The sequence below is a fragment of the Rhizobium sp. BT04 genome (assembly GCF_030053135.1).
Lineage (GTDB): Bacteria > Pseudomonadota > Alphaproteobacteria > Rhizobiales > Rhizobiaceae > Rhizobium > Rhizobium binxianense.
In genome coordinates, this window is the sequence record NZ_CP125652.1 from 622,996 (window position 1) to 642,544 (window position 19,549).

Sequence of the window (19,549 nt, forward strand, 5' to 3'; positions counted from 1 at the left end):
GGTTGGGGCGGCAAAGACGCTGCCCTGAACGGATATCAGGAGACGGAATTCGTTATGATGTTCAAGTCTGAAAAGAAAATGCGGGCAGCACTGTCCGTTCTGGCAGTGATGTTCGGTGCCTCGGCTCCGGTCTCCTCCTTCGCACAGGATGCGGCGGCGCAGGCTCCGGCCGATGCCCCGGCACAGGCCGCAGGAGCGCCGAAGCTCGGCTGGTACAAGACCTGCAGCAAGCAGGAAGACAACGACATCTGTGTTGTCCAGAACCTGATCCTCGCCAATGGCGGCCAGCTGGTCACGGCCGTCGGCCTGATCTCGGTTTCCGGCAAGATCAACCGCAAGCTCCTGCAGGTATCGGTTCCCACGGCACGCCTGATTCCTCCGGGCATCAGCATGCAGATCGATGGCGGCAAGGGCCAGAAGCTCGACTACGCCGTCTGCCTGCCGGACAAGTGCACGGCTGAAATTCCGCTGACCGATGCGATGATCGCCAGCCTCAAGAAGGGCAGCGATGTGATCTTCACGTCGATCAACTTCCGCCGCGCCCCGAACCCGATCAAGATTTCGCTCGAAGGCTTCACCGGCGCTTATGACGGCGAACCGGTTTCTGAATCCAAACTTGCCGAAAGCCAGCGCAGCCTGCAGGAAGGCATGCAGAAGAAGGCCGAAGAAGCCCGCAAGAAGCTGGAAGACGCCCAGAAGGCAGCCAAGGCGCAGTAATCCTGCCGCCATATTGAACAGAAACCCGGCTGCGCGCCGGGTTTTTTGTTGGTGGACTTTGCACTCTAGCGGCGCGCTAATGGCTGCCCGTCACCCTGGCCCTCTCCCCGTAAACGGGGCGAGGGGACGTGCCCTGTTGGTGGGAACCGAGAGGTGTGCTGCATGTCCCTTCGCCCCGCGCGCGGGGAGACACGTGGCTCGACCCAGGCAGAGATGGCGGCAGCCGGATGAGGGGCATTCCGCCGGGTTCGGTGCCAAGAGAAAAAGGCCTCGCCGGGATTGCGAGGCCTTTTTTCATGCGGTCGGTCAGCCTGATTTAGTGGGCGAAGCTCATCTTGGGTTTGAACTGCCCTGACGGGGCCTGATCGAAAATCTGGTAGATCTGCGGGTTGCGAAGCGGCGTGCCGCTTTCATCGTTCATCAGGTTCTGCTCGGAGACATAAGCGACATATTCGCTTTCGTCATTTTCGGCGAGCAGGTGATAGAAGGGCTGGTCCCTGCTCGGGCGCACCTCGGCCGGAATGGAATTCCACCATTCCTCCGTATTCGCGAACTCAGGATCAACGTCGAAGATGACGCCGCGAAACGGAAATACCTTGTGCCGAACCACTTCGCCGATACTGAACTTTGCTATTCTTTCTTTCATGGTACGACTTCCTTTCATCACCAAATTTGGTGATTGGTGCCGCGCAAATCAAGATTTTTGCGCGTGTTCGTCACATGAACGTCACATCCTCCTGCTGGCGTCCATGACCGGGGGAGGTGAAAGCCCCGGCGAGCCGGGGCTTTCGGTCTTCGCGGCCGATCAGGCCGAATAATACATGTCGTATTCGACCGGATGCGGCGTCATTTCGAAACGCATCACCTCAGCCATCTTCAGTTCGATGAAGGCATCGATCTGGTCGTCGTCGAAGACGCCGCCGGCCGTCAGGAACTTGCGGTCCTTGTCGAGGCTTTCGAGCGCCTCGCGCAGTGAGCCACAGACCGTCGGGATCTTCTTCAATTCCTTCGGCGGCAGGTCGTAGAGGTCCTTGTCCATGGCCTTGCCGGGATGGATCTTGTTCTTGATGCCGTCGAGGCCGGCCATCAGCATGGCGGCGAAGGCGAGGTAGGGGTTGGCGGTCGGATCCGGGAAACGGACTTCGACGCGCTTAGCCTTCGGGTTGGAGCCGAACGGAATGCGGCAGGAGGCAGAACGGTTGCGGGCAGAATAGGCGAGCAGCACCGGTGCTTCATAACCCGGGACCAGACGCTTGTAGGAGTTCGTCGACGGGTTGGTGAAGGCGTTGATCGCCTTGGCATGCTTGATGATGCCGCCGATGTAGAACAGGCAGCTCTCGGAAAGGCCTGCATATTCGTCGCCGGCAAAGGTGGGCTTGCCGCCCTTCCAGATCGACTGGTGCACGTGCATGCCCGAGCCGTTGTCGCCGAAGATCGGCTTCGGCATGAAGGTCGCCGTCTTGCCGTAGGCATTGGCCACCTGGTGCACGACGTATTTGTAGATCTGCATCTTGTCGGCGTTGCGCACCAGCGTGTCGAACTTGATGCCGAGTTCGTGCTGGGCGGCGGCGACTTCGTGGTGATGTTTTTCGACCACGACGCCCATTTCGGAGAGCACCGTCAGCATTTCCGAACGCATGTCCTGGGCGCTATCAACCGGCGGAACCGGGAAATAGCCGCCCTTGACGCGCGGGCGATGGCCGAGGTTGCCGGTTTCGTAGTCGGTGTCATCGTTCGACGGCAGTTCCGTCGAATCGAGCTTGAAGCCGGTATTATAGGGATCGGCCTTGTACTTGACGTCGTCGAAGACGAAGAATTCGGCTTCCGGACCGACGAAGATCGTGTCGCCGATGCCGGATGCCTTGAGATAGGCTTCAGCCTTCTTGGCGGTGCCGCGCGGATCGCGGTTATAGGCTTCGCCGGAAACCGGATCGAGAATATCGCACATGATGACCATGGTCGACTGAGCGAAGAACGGGTCCATATGCACCGTCTCGGTATCGGGCATCAGCACCATGTCGGACTCGTTGATGGCCTTCCAGCCGCCGATCGAGGAGCCGTCGAACATCACGCCGTCAGCGAACATGTCTTCGTCGACGCAGACGACGTCCATCGTCACATGCTGCAACTTGCCCTTCGGGTCGGTGAAGCGCAGATCGACGAACTTCACATCGTTCTCTTTGATCTGCTTCAGAATTTCGCTTGCGGTCGCCATTAAATACCTTCCTCCGATTTGCGATGACAATAGGTGGCTGCGCTGACCGTATCGAACTTTGCGTGGTTGGCAAAGTGGGTCAGATGGCGTCTATGCCGGTCTCGCCGGTGCGGATGCGGATAACCTCTTCGACGTTGGAGACGAAGATCTTTCCGTCGCCAATGCGGCCGGTCTGCGCCGCCTTGCGGATCGCATCGATGACGGCCTCCGCGTTCTCGTCGGCGAGCACAACCTCGACCTTTACCTTCGGCAGGAAATCGACGACGTATTCGGCGCCGCGGTAGAGTTCCGTGTGGCCCTTCTGACGGCCGAAGCCCTTGGCTTCCGTGACCGTGATACCTTGCAGGCCGACTTCCTGAAGGGCTTCCTTCACTTCGTCCAGCTTGAAAGGCTTAATGATCGCTTCGATCTTTTTCATGAGAAAATGTCTCTCCGCTTCTCCCGTTACGGCAGGAATGTTCCCGCTCGCCGGATATGATGCAGATATCGTGCCAGTTTGAAATCCGTCTTATCGAAAAAAGACGTGAATTCTGTCAAAACCGGCGCGTTTGCGGGGAATTCCATGTCGTTTTGGTGACCGAGAAGTGAAAAAACATTGCCCCCAGACCAAAAACGCGTCCAAAACCGAAAAAATTTTGAATATCAGTAACCGCGGATACATGTTGTGGTGGGATTAAAATATGTGCAAATGCACAAACAATGCCATTTTCTTTGTCATCCCAGGCGGTTGTTTTTTAGGCGTTTATTGAATTGAATAGGGCAATGAGCCAACATCTGTCCGACCTTCTTCTGACGCCTGCCGAAATGGCCGCCGTCGATGCGGCCGCTGCCGCATCCGGTATCGATTCCTTCGGCCTGATGGAAAGGGCAGGGGCTGCGGCCGCAGCGGCCGCGCTGCGGCTTTACCCGGATGCCCTGCGTTTCGTCCTGCTCTGCGGTCCGGGCAACAATGGCGGCGACGCCTATGTCGCGGCAAGGCATTTGCAGCAGGGCGGGGCGACGGTGGCGCTCTTCCATCTCGGTGATCCCTCGAGGCTGAAGGGCGATGCCGCCCGCGCCCGCGCCGGCTGCGCGCTCCAGGGACAGGGGCTCTCCCTCTACCAGCCCGAAACCGGCGACGTCGTCATCGATGGCCTGTTCGGCGCCGGGCTCGCCCGCGAAGTGCCGGCCGATGTCATCGCGTTGATCGGGCGCGTCACCGAGGCCGGTATACCGGTGCTTTCAATCGATCTGCCCTCCGGCCTCGATGGCCGCACCGGCAAGGTGCTGGGTGCCGCTTTCCGAGCTCGCAACACCATTACCTTCATGACGCGCAAGCCCGGGCATCTGCTGATGCCGGGCAGGCAGCTTTCCGGTGAACTGGAGGTCTTCGATATCGGCATTCCCGCTCGCATCGTCAGGGGCGCGGCAAGCGGCGCCATCGCCGAGAACAGGCCGGATGCCTGGAAGAGCGTGCTGCCGGCCGAGCGGCTGGAAACCCACAAATACAAGCGCGGCCATCTGGTGGTCTTCTCAGGCGCGGCGGACAAGACGGGGGCTGCACGGATGTCGGCGATATCGGGCCTGAAGGCCGGCGCCGGCCTGGTGACGATCGCCGCCCCCCATGCGGCAATGGCCGCCAATGCCGCCCATCTCACAGCCGTCATGCTGCATGCGATCGACGACGAGGAAGACCTCGAAGACTGGCTCTCGGACCGGCGGCTGCAGACATTCGTCCTCGGTCCGGGTTTCGGCATCGGCGCCAGGGCGCGCGGCTTCGTCACCGCGCTTGCCGAGCGCCATCTGGTGCTTGATGCCGATGGCATCTCCTCGTTCAAGGACGATCCGCAGCAGCTGTTTGATCTTTTCCGGGGAAAGCCGCGTCTGGTGCTGACGCCGCACGAAGGTGAGTTCTCGCGGCTCTTTCCCGATATCGGCGGCGACGATGCGCTTGGCAAGGTCGATAAGGCAGTGGCTGCCGCCCGCCGCGCCAATGCAGCGATCGTCTATAAAGGCGCCGATACCGTCATTGCCGCGCCTGATGGACGTGCGCTGATCAATACCAACGCTCCCGTCTGGCTTGCCACCGCCGGTTCCGGGGATGTGCTCGCCGGCATTATCGGTGGATTGCTCGCCCAGGGCCTGCCGGCCTTCGAGGCCGCCGCCGCCGGCGTCTGGCTGCATGGAGAGGCCGGCCATCGCGCCGGCAAAGGCCTGACGGCGGAAGACCTCGCCGCCCACGTCTTACCGCTTTAATCCCGCGCGCGATGCTTTAGCTCGCCTGATGCTTTAGCTTCGGGCTACGCCGATGCTCTAGCGTCGCGCCGCCGATTCTGATCTTCCGCGAAAGTCAGCCCGGCCTATTTCGCCAGCGCCTGCTGCAGGGCGATAGCCCCGTGCGGCGCATTGACCTTGCCCTCGTGGATCATGAAGGCGAAGACGTCGCGCGGTTCAACCTTCACTTTGCGATCTGCATCGATCAGCGGCAGGTCGTCCGGGATCTTGCCCTCGGCCCAGGTCTCCAGCCGGTTTGCCCAGGCCTTCAGGTCCTTATCCGGATAGCAGGTCGCAATATCGTCCGAGCCCTTCTGCAGCCTGGCATAGACGAAATCGGCCGTGACGTCGGCAATCATCGGATATTCGAAATGTTCGGCACAAACAGGCGCCACCCCGTATTTCGCCAGCAGCGCCACGAATTCCGGCACTTTGAAGGAATCGTGGCGCACCTCGACCACGTGGCGAAGCGCCAGCCCGTCCTGTTTTGCCGGCAGCAGCTTCAGGAAGGCCTCGAAATCGTCCGGGTCGAACTTCTTCGTCGGCGCGAACTGCCAGAGCAGCGGCCCGAGATGATTGCCGAGTTCGCTGATGCCCGACGACAGGAACCGCTCCATCGATTCACCGGCTTCGGCAAGCACCCGCCGGTTGGTGACGAAACGCGTCGCCTTCAGCGAGAAGATGAAGCCTTCGGGCACATCGGCCGCCCATTTGGCGAAGACCGCAGGCTTTTGCGTGCTGTAATAGGTGCCGTTGACCTCGATGACCTTCAACTGGCGGCTGGCATAATTCAGCTCGTCCTTCTGCTTCAGGTCATCGGGAAAGAAATGCCCGCGCCAGGGCTCGAAGGTCCAGCCGCCGATGCCGGTGCGGATAGTGCCGGATTTCGTCATGTCGTCCTCCTCATTGGCAGCCGCTCAGGCCGCGTCGATCTCTTTCACCATGTCGACGAGCGTCCAGCCTGGCCGATAAGGGTTCGGCCGGCGACCCGTTTCCTGAAACCCGAAGGCGCGATAGAGCGCGATATTCCGTTCCATAAGCGCATTCGTATAGAGCCGGATTTCCGGAGCTGCCCATTCCCGCGCCTTGCCTTCCAGCCAGCGCAGCATCGAGAGCCCATGCCCGCCGCCCTGAAAGGCCGGCGAGACCGCGATGCTGAAGAGCATCAAGTGATCGGAATGCTTCTCGATGACCACGAGGCCAGCCGTTTCGCCGCCGATCTCGCGCAGCCAGATCTCGCCGCGGTCGATCCGCGGCGCGTAATCCTCCGTCACCGGGATCGGCGGAGCGCCGAGGAGTTCGGTATAGGGCCGATAGGCGGCTGCTGTCAGCGTCGCGATCGTTTGCAGATCATCGGGCGACGCTGGCCTCATCGTCATTCCGCCGCAACCGCCTTCTTCGCCGGCCGCCGCTCCAGCAATTCCTTGAGGAAATGGCCGGTATAGGAGCGCTTCTCCTTGACGATTGTTTCAGGCGTGCCGACAGCCACGATCTCGCCGCCGCCGTCGCCGCCCTCGGGGCCGAAATCGAGCACCCAGTCAGCCGTCTTGATGACTTCGAGATTGTGCTCGATCACCACCACCGAATTGCCCTGGTTGACCAGTTCGTGCAGCATTTCGAGCAGCTTGGCGACGTCGTGGAAATGCAGGCCGGTCGTCGGTTCGTCGAGAATATAGAGCGTGCGTCCCGTCGAGCGTTTCGACAGCTCCTTGGCGAGCTTGACGCGCTGCGCCTCGCCGCCCGAAAGCGTATTCGCCTGCTGGCCGACCTTGATATAACCGAGGCCGACATCCTTCAGCGATTGCAGCTTGTCGCGTACGGCAGGCACCGCCGCGAAGAAATCGACGCCTTCCTCCACCGTCATGTCGAGGACGTCGGCGATCGACTTCTGCTTGAAGGTGACGTCGAGCGTCTCTCTGTTATAGCGCTTGCCGTGGCAGACATCGCAGGTGACGTAGACATCGGGCAGGAAGTGCATCTCGATCTTGATGACGCCGTCGCCCTGGCAGGCCTCGCAGCGTCCGCCCTTGACGTTGAAGGAGAAGCGGCCCGGCTGGTAGCCGCGCGCCTTGGCTTCCGGCAGACCGGCGAACCAGTCGCGGATCGGCGTGAAGGCGCCGGTATAGGTCGCCGGATTGGAGCGCGGTGTGCGGCCGATCGGCGACTGGTCGATGTCGATCACCTTGTCGATATGCTCGAAGCCGTCGATGCGGTCGTGATCGGCCGGGTTTTCACGCGCGCCCATGACGCGGCGCGCTGCCGATTTATAGAGTGTCTCGATCAGGAAAGTGGATTTGCCGCCGCCGGAAACACCGGTCACCGCCGTGAACACGCCGAGCGGGATCGACGCCGTGACATTCTTCAGATTGTTGCCGCGTGCGCCGACCACCTTGATCTCGCGGCCCTTCTTCTGCTTGCGGCGCTCATGGGGAACCGGCACGCCGAGTTCACCCGAGAGATATTTGCCGGTCAGCGACTGCGGATTGTCCATGATATCCTGCGGCGTACCATGGGCGATGACCTGGCCGCCGTGAATGCCGGCGGCCGGGCCGATATCGACCACGTCGTCGGCCGTCATGATCGCGTCCTCGTCATGTTCGACGACGATGACCGTGTTGCCGATGTCGCGCAGGTGTTTCAGCGTGTCGAGCAGCCGGGCATTGTCGCGCTGATGCAGGCCGATCGACGGTTCGTCGAGCACATAGAGCACGCCGGTCAGTCCCGAACCGATCTGCGAGGCAAGCCGGATGCGCTGGCTTTCGCCGCCCGACAGCGTGCCGGAATTGCGCGACAGGCTGAGATATTCCAGGCCGACATCGTTGAGGAAGCGCAGTCGGTCGCGGATCTCCTTGAGGATGCGCACCGCAATCTCGTTCTGCTTGGCGTTGAAGCTGGCCGGCAGCGTCTCGAACCAGTCGCGGGCGACGCGGATCGACATGCCGGTGACTTCACCGATATGCAGCGTGTCGATCTTCACCGCCAAGGCCTCCGGCTTCAGGCGGAAGCCGTTGCAGGAAGGGCAGGGAGCGGCCGACATGAAGCGCTCGATATCCTCACGCGCCCAGGCGGAATCCGTCTCCTTCCAGCGGCGCTCGAGATTGGTGATGATGCCCTCGAAATTCTTCTGCGTCGTATAGGAGCGGGCGCCGTCGGCGTAATGGAATTCGATCTTGTCGTCGGTGCCGTTGAGGATGACGTCCTTGGCCTCGTCGGACAGATCATTCCAGCGGGTGCCGAGCTTGAAGCCGTAATGTTTGCCGAGCGCTTCCAGCGTCTGATTGTAATAGGGCGAGGTCGACTTCGCCCAGGGCGCGATCGCCCCGTCGCGCAGCGTCCGCTCGGGCTCGGGCACGATCAAATCCGGATCGATCTTCTGCTGGGCGCCGAGGCCGTCGCAGGTCGGGCAGGCGCCGAAGGGATTGTTGAAGGAAAACAGCCGCGGCTCGATCTCGGGTATGGTGAAGCCGGAAACCGGGCAGGCGAATTTCTCCGAAAACAGCACCCGCTCATGCGTCTCGTTCAGCGACTTGTTGGCCGACCCGCCGGCCGACGTCTCTTCGGGCGGCAGCGGCTTGTCGGCGAATTCGGCGATCGCCAGCCCGTCGGCGAGCTTCAGGCAGGTCTCCAGGCTGTCCGCCAGGCGGGCCGAGACATCCGGGCGCACGACGATGCGGTCGACCACCACGTCGATGTCGTGCTTGTATTTCTTGTCGAGCACCGGCGCCTCGGCGATCTCGTAGAACTGACCGTCGACCTTGACGCGCTGGAAGCCCTTCTTCATCAGCTCGGCGAGTTCCTTCTTGTATTCGCCCTTACGGCCGCGCACGAGCGGCGCAAGAATATAAAGACGGGTGCCTTCGCCGAAATCGAGGACGCGGTCGACCATCTGGCTGACCGTCTGGCTCTCGATCGGCAGGCCGGTCGCCGGCGAATAGGGAACGCCGACGCGGGCAAAGAGCAGGCGCATATAGTCGTAGATCTCGGTGACGGTACCGACCGTCGAGCGCGGATTGCGCGAGGTGGTCTTCTGCTCGATCGAGATCGCGGGCGACAGTCCATCGATCTGGTCGACATCGGGCTTCTGCATCATTTCGAGGAACTGCCGGGCATAGGCCGACAGGCTCTCGACATAACGGCGCTGGCCCTCGGCATAGATGGTGTCGAAGGCAAGCGAGGATTTGCCGGAACCCGAAAGCCCGGTCATGACGATCAGCTTGTTGCGCGGCAGATCGAGATCGATGCCTTTGAGATTATGCTCGCGCGCGCCGCGGATGGAGATCGTCTTCAGTTCGCTCATCGTCTCAGCTTTGGTCCTTTGGGATAACAGCCCTTATTTAGTGATGCCGACCGGCGAGTCGAGGCTGAATGTCGGCAACACTGAAGGTTTTCGATTCTGTTGACAGGATCATAGGGATAAACTAGAACAAAGAAAGAACAAAATTCCTGATGGATGCATGCGGCTTTCTGATGGATAAACATGTGGATTAAATGCCGCCCATGCGCATCGGCGGTCCGTGATGGTTTAAGGTGCGCCGATCGATTGAAACGCCGCCGGGCAGGGCGGCAGGCAGGGTGAGAAGCATGGCTGGTAGCGTGAACAAGGTAATTCTGGTTGGAAACGTGGGTGCAGACCCCGAAATCCGCCGTACTCAGGATGGCCGGCCGATCGCCAATCTTCGTATCGCGACCTCGGAGACCTGGCGCGACCGAAATTCCGGCGAGCGCCGTGAAAAGACCGAATGGCACACTGTCGTCGTCTTCAACGAGGGCCTCTGCAAGGTCGTCGAGCAATATGTGAAGAAGGGCGCCAAGCTCTATATCGAAGGCCAGCTGCAGACCCGCAAGTGGCAAGACCAGCAGGGCCAGGACCGCTATTCGACGGAAGTGGTGCTGCAGGGCTTCAGCTCGACGCTGACCATGCTCGACGGCCGCGGCGATGGCGGCGGGGCGAGCGGCGGCCGTGGCGGCAGCAGCAACAATGATTATGGCGACGACTACGGCGCCCCAGCTCCCTCTTCATCGCCAAGCCGTGGCGGTGGCGGCGGCAACTTCTCGCGCGATCTCGACGACGACATCCCGTTCTGATCGACCGCGTTTCATGGCTTGAAAGACCTGAGAGCATGATGCCGTTGACGGCATCATGCTTTTTTTTGATCTCGCGGCTGATGCCGCCATTTTCAGTGCGGCGTCGCGCTGATGAGATTGAGCGCCGCTTTCGCGCCGTCGACGACGAATTGCACCGCAAGCGCGGCGAGGATGACGCCGAGGAGGCGCGTCAGGATCGCCCGGCCGGTGACGCCGAGGAAACGGTCGAGCCTGTCGGCGATCAGCAGCATCAGCAGTGTCAGCAACAGATTGGCGGCGATGACGGCGATCAGCTGCGCTTTTCCGACGGAGGTCGCCAGCGTCCCGGCCAGCAGGATCGTCGCCGAGATCGCACCCGGACCGGCAATCAGCGGCAATGCGAGGGGAAAGACGGCGATATTTTCGATATGATCCTTGGTGACAGCCGCCTCGGTGGCCTTCTCCTTGCGTTCCTGCCGCCTCTCGAACACCATCTCGAAGGCGATCCAGAAGAGCAGCAGCCCGCCGGCGATGCGGAAGGCGCCGATCGAGATCCCAAGCACGCCGAGCACGCCGGCGCCGAACAGGGCGAAGACGGCGAGGATGATAAAGGCGATGGTCGAGCCGCGTAGCGCCACCTGCGTGCGCTCGGCCCGGCTCATGCCCGCCGTCAGCCCCAGGAAGATCGGTGCAAGCCCCGGCGGATCGATGGTGACGAGCAGCGTCGTGAAGGCGTTGATCAATTGGTCGGCGCTTGCCATCGTCTCTCCGAAACCCCATATGGACAGGTGGTTTTTATGATTGTGAAGCGGGGATTCCGATTTGGCAAATATCCCGCGGCCGCCCCGCGATAGATTTGTCCGGTCCGGCCGCCCAGCTTGTATGTTTTACCCTCTTTAAGCCGCAAAAGCCTGTTCAAAACGCGCTCAGAAATTGGCGTGGGAACAGGCTTTCCGCTATAAATCTTCAAGTGATTCTAGAAGAGATCGTGATCTGTTTTGACTGAGCAAACACCCCCCGGCGGCGGGAAGCTCCCGCCAGGCATCGAGCCCATCTCCATCATGGAGGAAATGCAGCGGTCGTATCTCGATTACGCCATGAGCGTCATCGTCAGCCGCGCGCTGCCCGACGTGCGCGACGGCCTGAAGCCCGTGCACCGGCGCATCCTCTACGGCATGTCCGAGCTCGGCATCGACTGGAACAAGAAATACGTCAAATGCGCCCGCGTCACCGGTGACGTGATGGGTAAATACCACCCGCACGGCAATACCGCGATCTATGATGCGCTCGCCCGTATGGCCCAGCCTTGGTCGCTGCGGCTGCCGCTGATCGACGGCCAGGGCAATTTCGGCTCGGTCGATGGCGATCCGCCGGCGGCTGAACGTTACACCGAATGCCGTCTGGAAAAGGCTGCCCATTCGCTGCTCGATGATCTCGACAAGGAGACTGTCGATTTCCGCGACAACTACGACGGCACGCTCTCCGAGCCGGTGGTGGTGCCCGCCAAGTTCCCGAACCTGCTCGTCAACGGCGCCGGCGGCATCGCCGTCGGCATGGCGACCAACATTCCGCCGCACAATCTTTCTGAAGTCATCGACGGCTGCATCGCGCTGATTAACGATCCGGCCATCGAGCTGCCGGAACTGATGCAGATCATTCCCGGCCCCGATTTCCCGACGGGTGCGAAGATCCTCGGGCGTGCCGGCATCCGCTCGGCTTACGAGACCGGCCGCGGTTCGGTCATCATGCGCGGCGTCGCCGCCATCGAGCCGATGCGCGGTGATCGCGAGCAGATCATCATCACCGAGATTCCCTACCAGGTGAACAAGGCGACGATGATCGAGAAGATGGCCGAGCTGGTGCGCGACAAGCGCATCGAGGGCATCTCCGACCTGCGCGACGAATCCGACCGCCAGGGTTATCGCGTCGTCGTCGAGCTGAAGCGCGACGCCAATGCCGAGGTGATTCTCAACCAGCTCTATCGTTACACGCCGCTGCAGACCTCCTTCGGCTGCAACATGGTGGCGCTGAACGGCGGCAAGCCCGAGCAGCTGGCGCTGCTCGACATGCTGCGTGCTTTCGTCTCTTTCCGCGAGGAGGTTGTTAGCCGGAGAACGAAATTCCTGCTGCGCAAGGCGCGTGACCGTGCCCATGTGTTGGTTGGTCTGGCCATTGCCGTCGCCAATATCGACGAAGTCATCCGCGTCATCCGCCAGGCGCCCGATCCGCAGTCGGCCCGCGAAGAGCTGATGACCCGCCGCTGGCCGGCCGAAGATGTCGAGAGCCTGATCCGTCTGATCGATGATCCGCGCCACCGCATCAATGAGGACCTGACCTACAATCTGTCCGAAGAGCAGGCCCGCGCTATCCTCGAACTGCGCCTTGCCCGCCTGACGGCCCTCGGCCGCGACGAAATCGGCGACGAACTCAACAAAATCGGCGAAGAGATCAAGGATTACCTCGATATTCTCTCCTCGCGCGTCCGCATCCAGACCATCGTCAAGGACGAGCTCATCGCCGTCCGCGACGAATTCGGCACGCCGCGCCGCACCGAGATTGTCGATGGCGGCCTCGAAATGGACGACGAGGATCTCATCGCCCGCGAGGACATGGTCGTCACCGTCTCGCATCTCGGTTACATCAAGCGCGTGCCGCTGACCACCTACCGCGCCCAGCGCCGCGGCGGCAAGGGTCGCTCCGGCATGACCACCCGCGACGAGGATTTTGTTAGCCGGCTATTCGTTGTCAATACCCATACGCCGGTTCTGTTCTTCTCCTCGCGCGGCATCGTCTACAAGGAGAAGGTCTGGCGCCTGCCGATCGGCACGCCGACCTCACGCGGCAAGGCGCTCATCAACATGCTGCCGCTCGAACCCGGCGAGCGCATCACCACCATCCTGCCCTTGCCTGAGGACGAGGCGAGCTGGGACAATCTCGACGTCATGTTCTCGACCACGCGCGGCACGGTTCGCCGCAACAAGCTGTCGGACTTCGTCCAGGTCAACCGCAACGGCAAGATCGCCATGAAGCTCGAGGAGGAGGGCGACGAAATCCTCTCCGTCGAGACCTGCACCGAGAATGACGACGTGCTTTTGACAACGGCGCTCGGCCAGTGCATCCGCTTCTCCGTCGACGACGTTCGCGTCTTTGCCGGCCGCAACTCGATCGGCGTGCGCGGCATCAATCTCGGCGATGGCGACCGCATCATCTCGATGACGATCGTCGGTCATGTCGATGCCGAGCCGTGGGAGCGCGCCGCCTACCTCAAGCGCTCCGCCGCCGAACGTCGGGCGACGGGCGTGGACGAAGAGGACATCGCGCTGGTCGGTGAAGAAGTCACCGAGGAGGGGCAGCTCTCCGACGAGCGCTACGAAGAGTTGAGGGCACGCGAACAATTCGTGCTGACAGTCTCGGAAAAGGGCTTCGGCAAGCGTTCGTCGTCCTACGACTTCCGCATTTCCGGCCGCGGCGGCAAGGGCATCCGCGCCACCGACACGTCGAAAACTGGCGAGATCGGCGAACTGGTCGCGGCCTTCCCCGTCGATGACGGCGACCAGATCATGCTGGTTTCCGATGGCGGCCAGCTGATTCGCGTGCCGGTCGGCGGCATCCGCATCGCCAGCCGCGCCACCAAGGGCGTCACCATCTTCTCGACGCACAAGGACGAAAAGGTCGTCTCGGTCGAGCGCATCAGCGAGCCGGAGGAGGACGAGACGGAGGAGGCTGTCGAAGGCGCCACAGCCGCCGACGAAGGTGCGACCGGCGAGGGCCCGGTCGCCGATGGCGATCCGGCCGGGTCCACCGAGGAATGATCAAATGAAAGGGGCGGCTTCGAGCCGCCCTTTCTTTTTACGCCCGAGGACAGCTCTATCCAAAGAAAAAGCCGGACGCTTCGTGCATCCGGCTTTGAATGACCCTGGCGACGGAAGGGTGCCGCTCAAGGGTGGGAAGAGAGGAATGTCAGAACGCTCTATGTTTTTCATTCAGTGCCTTCACCTCTTCACCTTCGCGCCGGAGCGCTGAAATCGTCGAGGTCACAGACACGATGAACATGACGCTGATAAGGGCCGTGAGCACTGTCAAGATCGTGAACATAGGCATTCCTTTCCTGGGGAGTTGCGTTTTCGCCCCTCAGTACTGGCCCAGTACGGCCGTCCGGGCCGAAGCATAGGGACCATAAACCTTTGAGGTATCGACCTTCTGATCATAGAGAGCGACAGTTGCGGTCAGCATGCCCGTGATCATTACCATCCAGAGCACGTTAATCATCGTAATCTTGCCGGGCATTTGTAGTCCTTCCTGCCGCGCTAATCGCATCTATGGGTCGGTTGAATGAACGCATCCGTTTTAAAATGGTTCCGCCGGATGTTGAGGGGGTGTTTACCAACGCCGATCTGAAGCCTCCTTGAATGTCTCGTTCATCTGGCGTTCAGATTCGAAGCTCGGTTTTCGCGCAGCCGGCCTTGGGCGCGCACGATGGCCCCATGCTCGGCAAGCTCCGGCCGCACCCAGGTCACCTCGTAGCGATCGGCGAAATAGCCATAGGCCATCTCGGCGGCGAGGGAGGAAACGACGGCAAGTGCAACAAGCACGATCAGCATGGATGTGGTCTTTCGGGGAGCGCCGGATGCCGGAATGGCATCGGCTGCGTGGATGATTTGAGTTAAGCAGATCCTGTCTGAAACCGCCTTGAACGGGCCATTCATCCGCCATTCAACCGTCCGGGACGATAGGCCAAATCACTTGCGGCAAGGCGGCATCCGTGACAAAAGGCGTCAAACCAACGGTCGGGCCAGATGACGACAGCTTTTTATCCGGGGTCTTTCGACCCGATTACCAACGGGCATGTGGATGTTCTGGTCCAGGCGCTGAACGTCGCCGAAAGGGTGATTGTCGCGATCGGCATCCATCCCGGCAAGGCGCCGCTGTTTTCCTTTGAGGAAAAAGCCGAGCTGATCCGCCGTTCGCTGGCTGAAGCACTGCCCGGCAAAACCGGCGATATCACCGTCGTCGCCTTCGACAATCTGGTCGTCGATGCCGCCCGCACCCATGGCGCCACGCTGTTGATCCGCGGTCTTCGCGACGGCACCGATCTTGATTATGAAATGCAGATGGCCGGCATGAACAGGACGATGGCGCCCGATCTCCAGACCATCTTTTTGCCGGCGGGCACGGCCTCTCGGCCCATTACCGCCACATTGGTCCGCCAGATCGCCGCTATGGGCGGCGATGTCAGCGCTTTCGTGCCGGCCGCCGTCTTGCAAGCCCTCGCATCCAAGCGTCAAAACTAACAAGTACAAAGACTTGCAGGCACAAGACCAGCAAGCGCAAAGACCAGGCGGAACCCGCCGCAATGGAGCCCATATGAAACTCTTTTATCTCGCATTTGCCGGCGTGTTGTATCTCGCCTCCTTCGCCGGGGATGCCTTCGCCCAGTCGGCCGATCATTATCTCACCATCCAGCTGAAGGACGGCCCCGTCGTCGTCCAGCTCATGCCTGAGGTGGCGCCGAAGCATGTCGCCCAGATCGAGGCGTTGGCCAAGAAGGGCGAATACGACAACGTCGCCTTCCACCGCGTCATTGACGGCTTCATGGCCCAGACCGGCGACGTCAAATACGGCAACATGGAAAAGGGCTTCGATGCGAGCCTGGCCGGCACCGGCTCCTCGGATCTTCCTGATATTCCGGCGGAATTCTCCAAGACCCCGTTCGTGCGCGGCACGGTCGGCATGGCCCGTTCGCAGGATCCGAATTCCGCCAATTCGCAGTTCTTCATCATGTTCGCCGACGGCTCCTTCCTGAACGGCCAGTACACCGTCGTCGGCAAGGTCGTGTCCGGCATGGAGAATGTCGACAAAATCAAGCGCGGCGAAGGCCAGAACGGCGAAGTCAAAAGTCCCGACCGGATGATCAAGGTCACCCTGGGCAAGAAGTAAGTTACGAGAGAAACAAGAGGAGAAGACAATGGCCGAGATCAAGGATCCGGAAAACACCATCATTCTGGAAACCACCAAGGGCAAGGTTGTCATTCAGCTTTTGCCGCAGGTTGCCCCCGAGCATGTCGCCCGCATCAAGGAACTCGCCCGCGAGAAGGCCTATGACGGCGTCGTCTTCCACCGCGTCATCCAGGATTTCATGGCCCAGACGGGCGATGTCGAATTCGGCAAGAAGGGTTCGGAAACCTTCAATCCCGGCCGCGCCGGCATGGGCGGCTCTTCGAAGCCGGATCTGAAGGCCGAATTCTCCGCGACGACGCATACGCGCGGCACCTGCTCGATGGCCCGTTCGCAGAACCCGAACTCGGCCAATTCGCAGTTCTTCATCTGCTTCACCGACGCGCCCTGGCTGAACAAGCAGTATTCCGTGTGGGGCCAAGTCATCGAAGGCATGGACAACGTCGACAAGATCAAGCGCGGCGAGCCGGTTTCCGATCCGGACTCGATCGTCTCCATGCGGGTTGCCGCCGACGTCTGATTGTGATTTCTGCTGAAACCCGCCCTTGCGTGACTGCGCGAGGGCGGGTTTCGCTTTGAAAGTGCCCTTATGCGCGTAGACCTTTTCGATTTCGATCTGCCCGATGAACGCATCGCGCTGCGGCCCGCCGAGCCGCGCGACAGTGCGCGCCTGCTCGTCGTCGATCCCAATGCTGCAACCAGCCTTTCGGATCACAGCGTCGGCGACCTGCCGTCCTTCCTGCGGGCGGGCGACGCACTGGTCTTCAATGATACCAAGGTCATCCCGGCCCAGCTCGAGGGCATCCGTCATCGCGACGGCGCCGGCGGCCAGCAAGTGTCGGCAACGCTGCACATGCGCGTCGGCCCCAGCCGCTGGAAGGCGTTTGCCAAGCCCGGCAAACGCATCAAGCAGGGTGATCGCATCGCCTTCGGCCATTCCGGCGAAAGCTGCTTCCTCGGCTCGCTCGATGCCACCGTCGAGGAAAAGGGCGAGGCCGGCGAGGTGACGCTGATGTTTGATCTCTCAGGCCCGGCGCTCGACGAGGCGATCGCCGCCGTCGGCCATATTCCGCTGCCGCCCTATATCGCCGCCAAGCGCCGCGAGGACGAACGCGACCGCGCCGATTACCAGACGATCTATGCCCGCGAGGAGGGCGCCGTCGCCGCGCCCACCGCCGGCCTGCATTTTACGCCTGCGCTGTTCGAGGCGCTCGACAAGGCGGGCATTGAACGCCATTTCGTCACACTGCATGTCGGTGCCGGCACCTTCCTGCCTGTGAAGGCCGACGATACCGCCGATCACCGCATGCATCTGGAAAGCGGCACCGTCAGCGCTGCGACGGCGGCACGGCTGAACGCCGTCAAGGCAAAGGGCGGGCGCATCGTCTGCGTCGGCACCACCTCGTTGCGGCTGATCGAGAGTGCAGCCGAGGAGAGCGGAGAGATCAAGCCTTGGGCCGGTGCCACCGGTATCTTCATCACGCCCGGTTACCGCTTCAAGGCGGTCGACATTCTGATGACCAATTTCCACCTGCCGCGCTCGACGCTCTTCATGCTGGTCTCAGCCTTTTCAGGCTTCGAGGCCATGCAGGCGGCCTATAAACACGCCATTTCGACAGGCTACCGCTTCTACTCTTACGGCGACGCGAGCCTTCTTTTCCGGAAAGACAAATGACAGAGAACTTCCAATTCACGCTTGACAAGACCGATGCCGGCGCTCGCCTCGGCAAAATCTCGATGCCGCGCGGCGAGATTCGCACCCCGGCCTTCATGCCGGTCGGCACCGTCGGCACTGTCAAGGCCATGTATCTCGACCAAGTGCGCGAAACCGGCGCCGACATCATCCTCGGCAATACCTATCATCTGATGCTACGCCCGACGGCGGAGCGCGTCGCCCGTCTCGGCGGCCTGCATAAGCTAATCCGTTGGGAGCATCCGATCCTGACGGATTCCGGCGGCTTCCAGGTCATGTCGCTCTCCGGCCTGCGCAAGCTCGACGAGCAGGGCGTCACCTTCAAGTCGCATGTCGACGGCAGCCTGCACCATATGTCGCCGGAGCGCTCCATCGAAATCCAGGGCCTGCTCGGCTCCGATATCCAGATGCAGCTCGACGAATGCGTGGCGCTGCCGGCTGAGCCGAAGGAGATCGAGCGCGCCATGGAAATGTCGCTGCGCTGGGCCGAGCGCTGCAGGGTCGCCTTCGGCGAGCAGCCTGGCAAGGCGATGTTCGGCATTGTCCAGGGCGGCGACATCCCGGCGCTGCGCATCCGTTCGGCCGAGGCGCTGAGCCAGCTCGACCTAAAGGGTTATGCGATCGGCGGGCTTGCCGTCGGCGAGCCGCAGGACGTCATGCTGCAGATGCTGGAAACGACGCTGCCTGTGCTGCCTCTGGAAAAGCCGCGTTACCTCATGGGTGTCGGCACGCCGGATGATATCCTGAAATCGGTTGCCCGCGGCATCGACATGTTCGACTGCGTCATGCCGACCCGCTCCGGTCGCCACGGCCTGGCCTTTACCCGCCGCGGCAAGGTCAACATCCGCAATGCCCGCCATGCCGAGGATATGCGCCCGCTCGACGAACAGTCGAATTGCCCGGCCTCACGCGATTATTCGCGTGCCTATCTGCACCATCTCGTCCGCTCCAACGAAGCGCTCGGCGGCATGCTGCTCTCCTGGAACAATCTCGCCTATTACCAGGAACTGATGCAGGGCATCCGCAAGGCGATCGCCGAAGGCCGCTTCGCCGATTTCATGGCGGAAACGCAGGAGGAATGGGCGAGGGGCGATCTCCAACCGGTTTGACCAATCAAACAAGGTTTGATCGATCCAGCGAGGTGTTTGATCAGATCGGGATCAGATGCCCTTGCTGTCCGCATCCGGCATGATCTGCACGCCGTTGATCCGGTAGCTGCCATCCGGCTGGCGGGTGATCTGGTAGATCGCCGTCCAGTCCTTGCCGTCGCGGCCCGAGATCAGCACCTCGTGATAGATCAGCGCACCGTTGTCGATCGAGCGGCTGCGGCCGAAGGCGTAGTTGCCGGGATGATAGACCGGTTCGTAGCTCTTCTTCACCATGGCGAAGAACAGGTTCTTGTCGGGATACATCGCCTTGATGCCGGGGGCGGCGAAGGAGTAGGCGGTCTCGGCGTCGTCCTTGAGGAAGGCCTTGATCTGTTCCTCGATCATCGTTCGCGTCGTGTCGATCGGATCTTCGGCACGGGCCGAGAGAGGAGAGAAGGCGGACGCGGCACACAGAATGAGAACTGCGAGAAAGGCGCGCATGGATTGATCTCCGGCTCCGTCGGGAGCGAGCCCCGATAGAGCGGAAGTGTAAGCGAATTTCAG

Annotated in this window: 20 protein-coding genes; 9 read left to right on the top strand and 11 right to left on the bottom strand. The window is 61.4% G+C overall.

Annotated features, from left to right (window positions below; translation table 11 throughout):
• Positions 1–54: 54 nt before the first annotated feature.
• A complete protein-coding gene (locus QMO82_RS11615; protein WP_183607353.1) occupies positions 55–717 on the top strand; it encodes an invasion associated locus B family protein in 663 nt (220 codons plus the stop codon).
• Positions 718–1,033: 316 nt separating this feature from the next.
• On the opposite strand, the gene hspQ is transcribed toward QMO82_RS11615, so the two are convergent.
• The 3 genes from hspQ to QMO82_RS11630 all read right to left on the bottom strand — a co-directional run bounded on the left by hspQ (position 1,034) and on the right by QMO82_RS11630 (position 3,350).
• Entirely contained in the window at positions 1,034–1,363 is a 330-nt protein-coding gene (hspQ, locus tag QMO82_RS11620) for a heat shock protein HspQ (RefSeq protein ID WP_003559363.1), read from the bottom strand.
• A 159-nt stretch (positions 1,364–1,522) separates the two neighbouring features.
• Complete coding sequence (gene glnA, locus QMO82_RS11625; RefSeq protein WP_028756888.1) at positions 1,523–2,932, bottom strand: type I glutamate--ammonia ligase; 1,410 nt, start codon at positions 2,930–2,932, stop codon at positions 1,523–1,525.
• Positions 2,933–3,011: 79 nt separating this feature from the next.
• On the bottom strand, positions 3,012–3,350 hold the full coding sequence (locus QMO82_RS11630) for a P-II family nitrogen regulator (protein WP_003539626.1): 339 nt from the start codon (positions 3,348–3,350) through the stop codon (positions 3,012–3,014).
• A gap of 344 nt (positions 3,351–3,694) precedes the next feature.
• Between QMO82_RS11630 and QMO82_RS11635 the strand changes: the two genes are divergently transcribed.
• Positions 3,695–5,167, top strand: a complete 1,473-nt coding sequence (locus tag QMO82_RS11635; RefSeq protein WP_183607352.1) for an NAD(P)H-hydrate dehydratase — start codon at positions 3,695–3,697, stop codon at positions 5,165–5,167.
• Between the two features lie 104 nt (positions 5,168–5,271).
• Here QMO82_RS11635 and QMO82_RS11640 read toward each other — a convergent pair whose 3' ends face one another.
• Genes QMO82_RS11640 through uvrA form a run of 3 tightly spaced genes read right to left on the bottom strand, consistent with a single transcriptional unit; the run spans position 5,272 to position 9,482 of the window.
• Positions 5,272–6,078, bottom strand: a complete 807-nt coding sequence (locus QMO82_RS11640) for a DUF72 domain-containing protein (protein ID WP_183607351.1) — start codon at positions 6,076–6,078, stop codon at positions 5,272–5,274.
• Positions 6,079–6,102: 24 nt separating this feature from the next.
• A complete protein-coding gene (locus tag QMO82_RS11645) occupies positions 6,103–6,564 on the bottom strand; it encodes a GNAT family N-acetyltransferase (RefSeq protein WP_183607350.1) in 462 nt (153 codons plus the stop codon).
• A complete protein-coding gene (uvrA, locus tag QMO82_RS11650; protein ID WP_183607349.1) occupies positions 6,561–9,482 on the bottom strand; it encodes an excinuclease ABC subunit UvrA in 2,922 nt (973 codons plus the stop codon). Before uvrA ends, QMO82_RS11645 begins: the two co-directional genes overlap by 4 nt.
• A 284-nt stretch (positions 9,483–9,766) precedes the next feature.
• Here uvrA and QMO82_RS11655 point away from each other — a divergent pair, with 284 nt between their 5' ends.
• Positions 9,767–10,270: a single-stranded DNA-binding protein gene (locus QMO82_RS11655; protein WP_183607348.1), complete on the top strand. Its 504-nt coding sequence runs from the start codon at positions 9,767–9,769 to the stop codon at positions 10,268–10,270.
• 92 nt (positions 10,271–10,362) lie between these two features.
• Here the strand turns inward: QMO82_RS11655 and QMO82_RS11660 are convergent, their stop codons facing one another.
• Entirely contained in the window at positions 10,363–11,010 is a 648-nt protein-coding gene (locus tag QMO82_RS11660) for a MarC family protein (protein WP_097619757.1), read from the bottom strand.
• Between the two features lie 237 nt (positions 11,011–11,247).
• Between QMO82_RS11660 and gyrA the strand changes: the two genes are divergently transcribed.
• Entirely contained in the window at positions 11,248–14,061 is a 2,814-nt protein-coding gene (gene gyrA / locus QMO82_RS11665; protein WP_183607347.1) for a DNA gyrase subunit A, read from the top strand.
• Positions 14,062–14,209: 148 nt separating this feature from the next.
• Here the strand turns inward: gyrA and QMO82_RS11670 are convergent, their stop codons facing one another.
• The 3 genes from QMO82_RS11670 to QMO82_RS11680 all read right to left on the bottom strand — a co-directional run bounded on the left by QMO82_RS11670 (position 14,210) and on the right by QMO82_RS11680 (position 14,955).
• The gene (locus QMO82_RS11670) at positions 14,210–14,344 is read right to left on the bottom strand and encodes a hypothetical protein (RefSeq protein ID WP_259671381.1); all 135 of its coding nucleotides are present in this window, start codon (positions 14,342–14,344) and stop codon (positions 14,210–14,212) included.
• Between the two features lie 36 nt (positions 14,345–14,380).
• The gene (locus QMO82_RS11675) at positions 14,381–14,536 is read right to left on the bottom strand and encodes a hypothetical protein (RefSeq protein WP_183607346.1); all 156 of its coding nucleotides are present in this window, start codon (positions 14,534–14,536) and stop codon (positions 14,381–14,383) included.
• Positions 14,537–14,667: 131 nt separating this feature from the next.
• Complete coding sequence (locus tag QMO82_RS11680) at positions 14,668–14,955, bottom strand: hypothetical protein (protein ID WP_183607345.1); 288 nt, start codon at positions 14,953–14,955, stop codon at positions 14,668–14,670.
• Between the two features lie 90 nt (positions 14,956–15,045).
• Here QMO82_RS11680 and coaD point away from each other — a divergent pair, with 90 nt between their 5' ends.
• From coaD to tgt, 5 genes are all read left to right on the top strand, one after another.
• Positions 15,046–15,540, top strand: coding sequence for a pantetheine-phosphate adenylyltransferase (gene coaD / locus QMO82_RS11685; protein WP_183607344.1), 495 nt, complete (start codon positions 15,046–15,048; stop codon positions 15,538–15,540).
• Between the two features lie 73 nt (positions 15,541–15,613).
• A complete protein-coding gene (locus QMO82_RS11690) occupies positions 15,614–16,186 on the top strand; it encodes a peptidylprolyl isomerase (protein ID WP_183607343.1) in 573 nt (190 codons plus the stop codon).
• A 28-nt stretch (positions 16,187–16,214) separates the two neighbouring features.
• Positions 16,215–16,724, top strand: coding sequence for a peptidylprolyl isomerase (locus QMO82_RS11695; RefSeq protein WP_003573154.1), 510 nt, complete (start codon positions 16,215–16,217; stop codon positions 16,722–16,724).
• Positions 16,725–16,793: 69 nt separating this feature from the next.
• On the top strand, positions 16,794–17,879 hold the full coding sequence (gene queA, locus QMO82_RS11700) for a tRNA preQ1(34) S-adenosylmethionine ribosyltransferase-isomerase QueA (protein WP_183607342.1): 1,086 nt from the start codon (positions 16,794–16,796) through the stop codon (positions 17,877–17,879).
• On the top strand, positions 17,876–19,006 hold the full coding sequence (gene tgt, locus QMO82_RS11705) for a tRNA guanosine(34) transglycosylase Tgt (protein WP_183607341.1): 1,131 nt from the start codon (positions 17,876–17,878) through the stop codon (positions 19,004–19,006). The genes queA and tgt overlap by 4 nt, the downstream gene beginning before the upstream one ends.
• 51 nt (positions 19,007–19,057) lie before the next feature.
• Here tgt and QMO82_RS11710 read toward each other — a convergent pair whose 3' ends face one another.
• The gene (locus QMO82_RS11710) at positions 19,058–19,486 is read right to left on the bottom strand and encodes a DUF4864 domain-containing protein (RefSeq protein ID WP_097619750.1); all 429 of its coding nucleotides are present in this window, start codon (positions 19,484–19,486) and stop codon (positions 19,058–19,060) included.
• Positions 19,487–19,549: the final 63 nt, after the last annotated feature.

Coding starts and splice junctions, on each gene's coding strand:
- tgt (WP_183607341.1), top strand. CDS start 17,876: ATGACAGAGAACTTCCAATTCACGCTTGACAAGACCGATGCCGGCGCT.
- glnA (WP_028756888.1), bottom strand. CDS start 2,932: ATGGCGACCGCAAGCGAAATTCTGAAGCAGATCAAAGAGAACGATGTG.
- QMO82_RS11630 (WP_003539626.1), bottom strand. CDS start 3,350: ATGAAAAAGATCGAAGCGATCATTAAGCCTTTCAAGCTGGACGAAGTG.
- QMO82_RS11615 (WP_183607353.1), top strand. CDS start 55: ATGATGTTCAAGTCTGAAAAGAAAATGCGGGCAGCACTGTCCGTTCTG.
- coaD (WP_183607344.1), top strand. CDS start 15,046: ATGACGACAGCTTTTTATCCGGGGTCTTTCGACCCGATTACCAACGGG.
- QMO82_RS11675 (WP_183607346.1), bottom strand. CDS start 14,536: ATGCCCGGCAAGATTACGATGATTAACGTGCTCTGGATGGTAATGATC.
- QMO82_RS11645 (WP_183607350.1), bottom strand. CDS start 6,564: ATGACGATGAGGCCAGCGTCGCCCGATGATCTGCAAACGATCGCGACG.
- QMO82_RS11695 (WP_003573154.1), top strand. CDS start 16,215: ATGGCCGAGATCAAGGATCCGGAAAACACCATCATTCTGGAAACCACC.
- QMO82_RS11680 (WP_183607345.1), bottom strand. CDS start 14,955: ATGAATGGCCCGTTCAAGGCGGTTTCAGACAGGATCTGCTTAACTCAA.
- QMO82_RS11690 (WP_183607343.1), top strand. CDS start 15,614: ATGAAACTCTTTTATCTCGCATTTGCCGGCGTGTTGTATCTCGCCTCC.
- queA (WP_183607342.1), top strand. CDS start 16,794: ATGCGCGTAGACCTTTTCGATTTCGATCTGCCCGATGAACGCATCGCG.
- uvrA (WP_183607349.1), bottom strand. CDS start 9,482: ATGAGCGAACTGAAGACGATCTCCATCCGCGGCGCGCGCGAGCATAAT.
- hspQ (WP_003559363.1), bottom strand. CDS start 1,363: ATGAAAGAAAGAATAGCAAAGTTCAGTATCGGCGAAGTGGTTCGGCAC.
- QMO82_RS11660 (WP_097619757.1), bottom strand. CDS start 11,010: ATGGCAAGCGCCGACCAATTGATCAACGCCTTCACGACGCTGCTCGTC.
- QMO82_RS11635 (WP_183607352.1), top strand. CDS start 3,695: ATGAGCCAACATCTGTCCGACCTTCTTCTGACGCCTGCCGAAATGGCC.
- QMO82_RS11655 (WP_183607348.1), top strand. CDS start 9,767: ATGGCTGGTAGCGTGAACAAGGTAATTCTGGTTGGAAACGTGGGTGCA.
- QMO82_RS11670 (WP_259671381.1), bottom strand. CDS start 14,344: ATGTTCACGATCTTGACAGTGCTCACGGCCCTTATCAGCGTCATGTTC.
- QMO82_RS11640 (WP_183607351.1), bottom strand. CDS start 6,078: ATGACGAAATCCGGCACTATCCGCACCGGCATCGGCGGCTGGACCTTC.
- QMO82_RS11710 (WP_097619750.1), bottom strand. CDS start 19,486: ATGCGCGCCTTTCTCGCAGTTCTCATTCTGTGTGCCGCGTCCGCCTTC.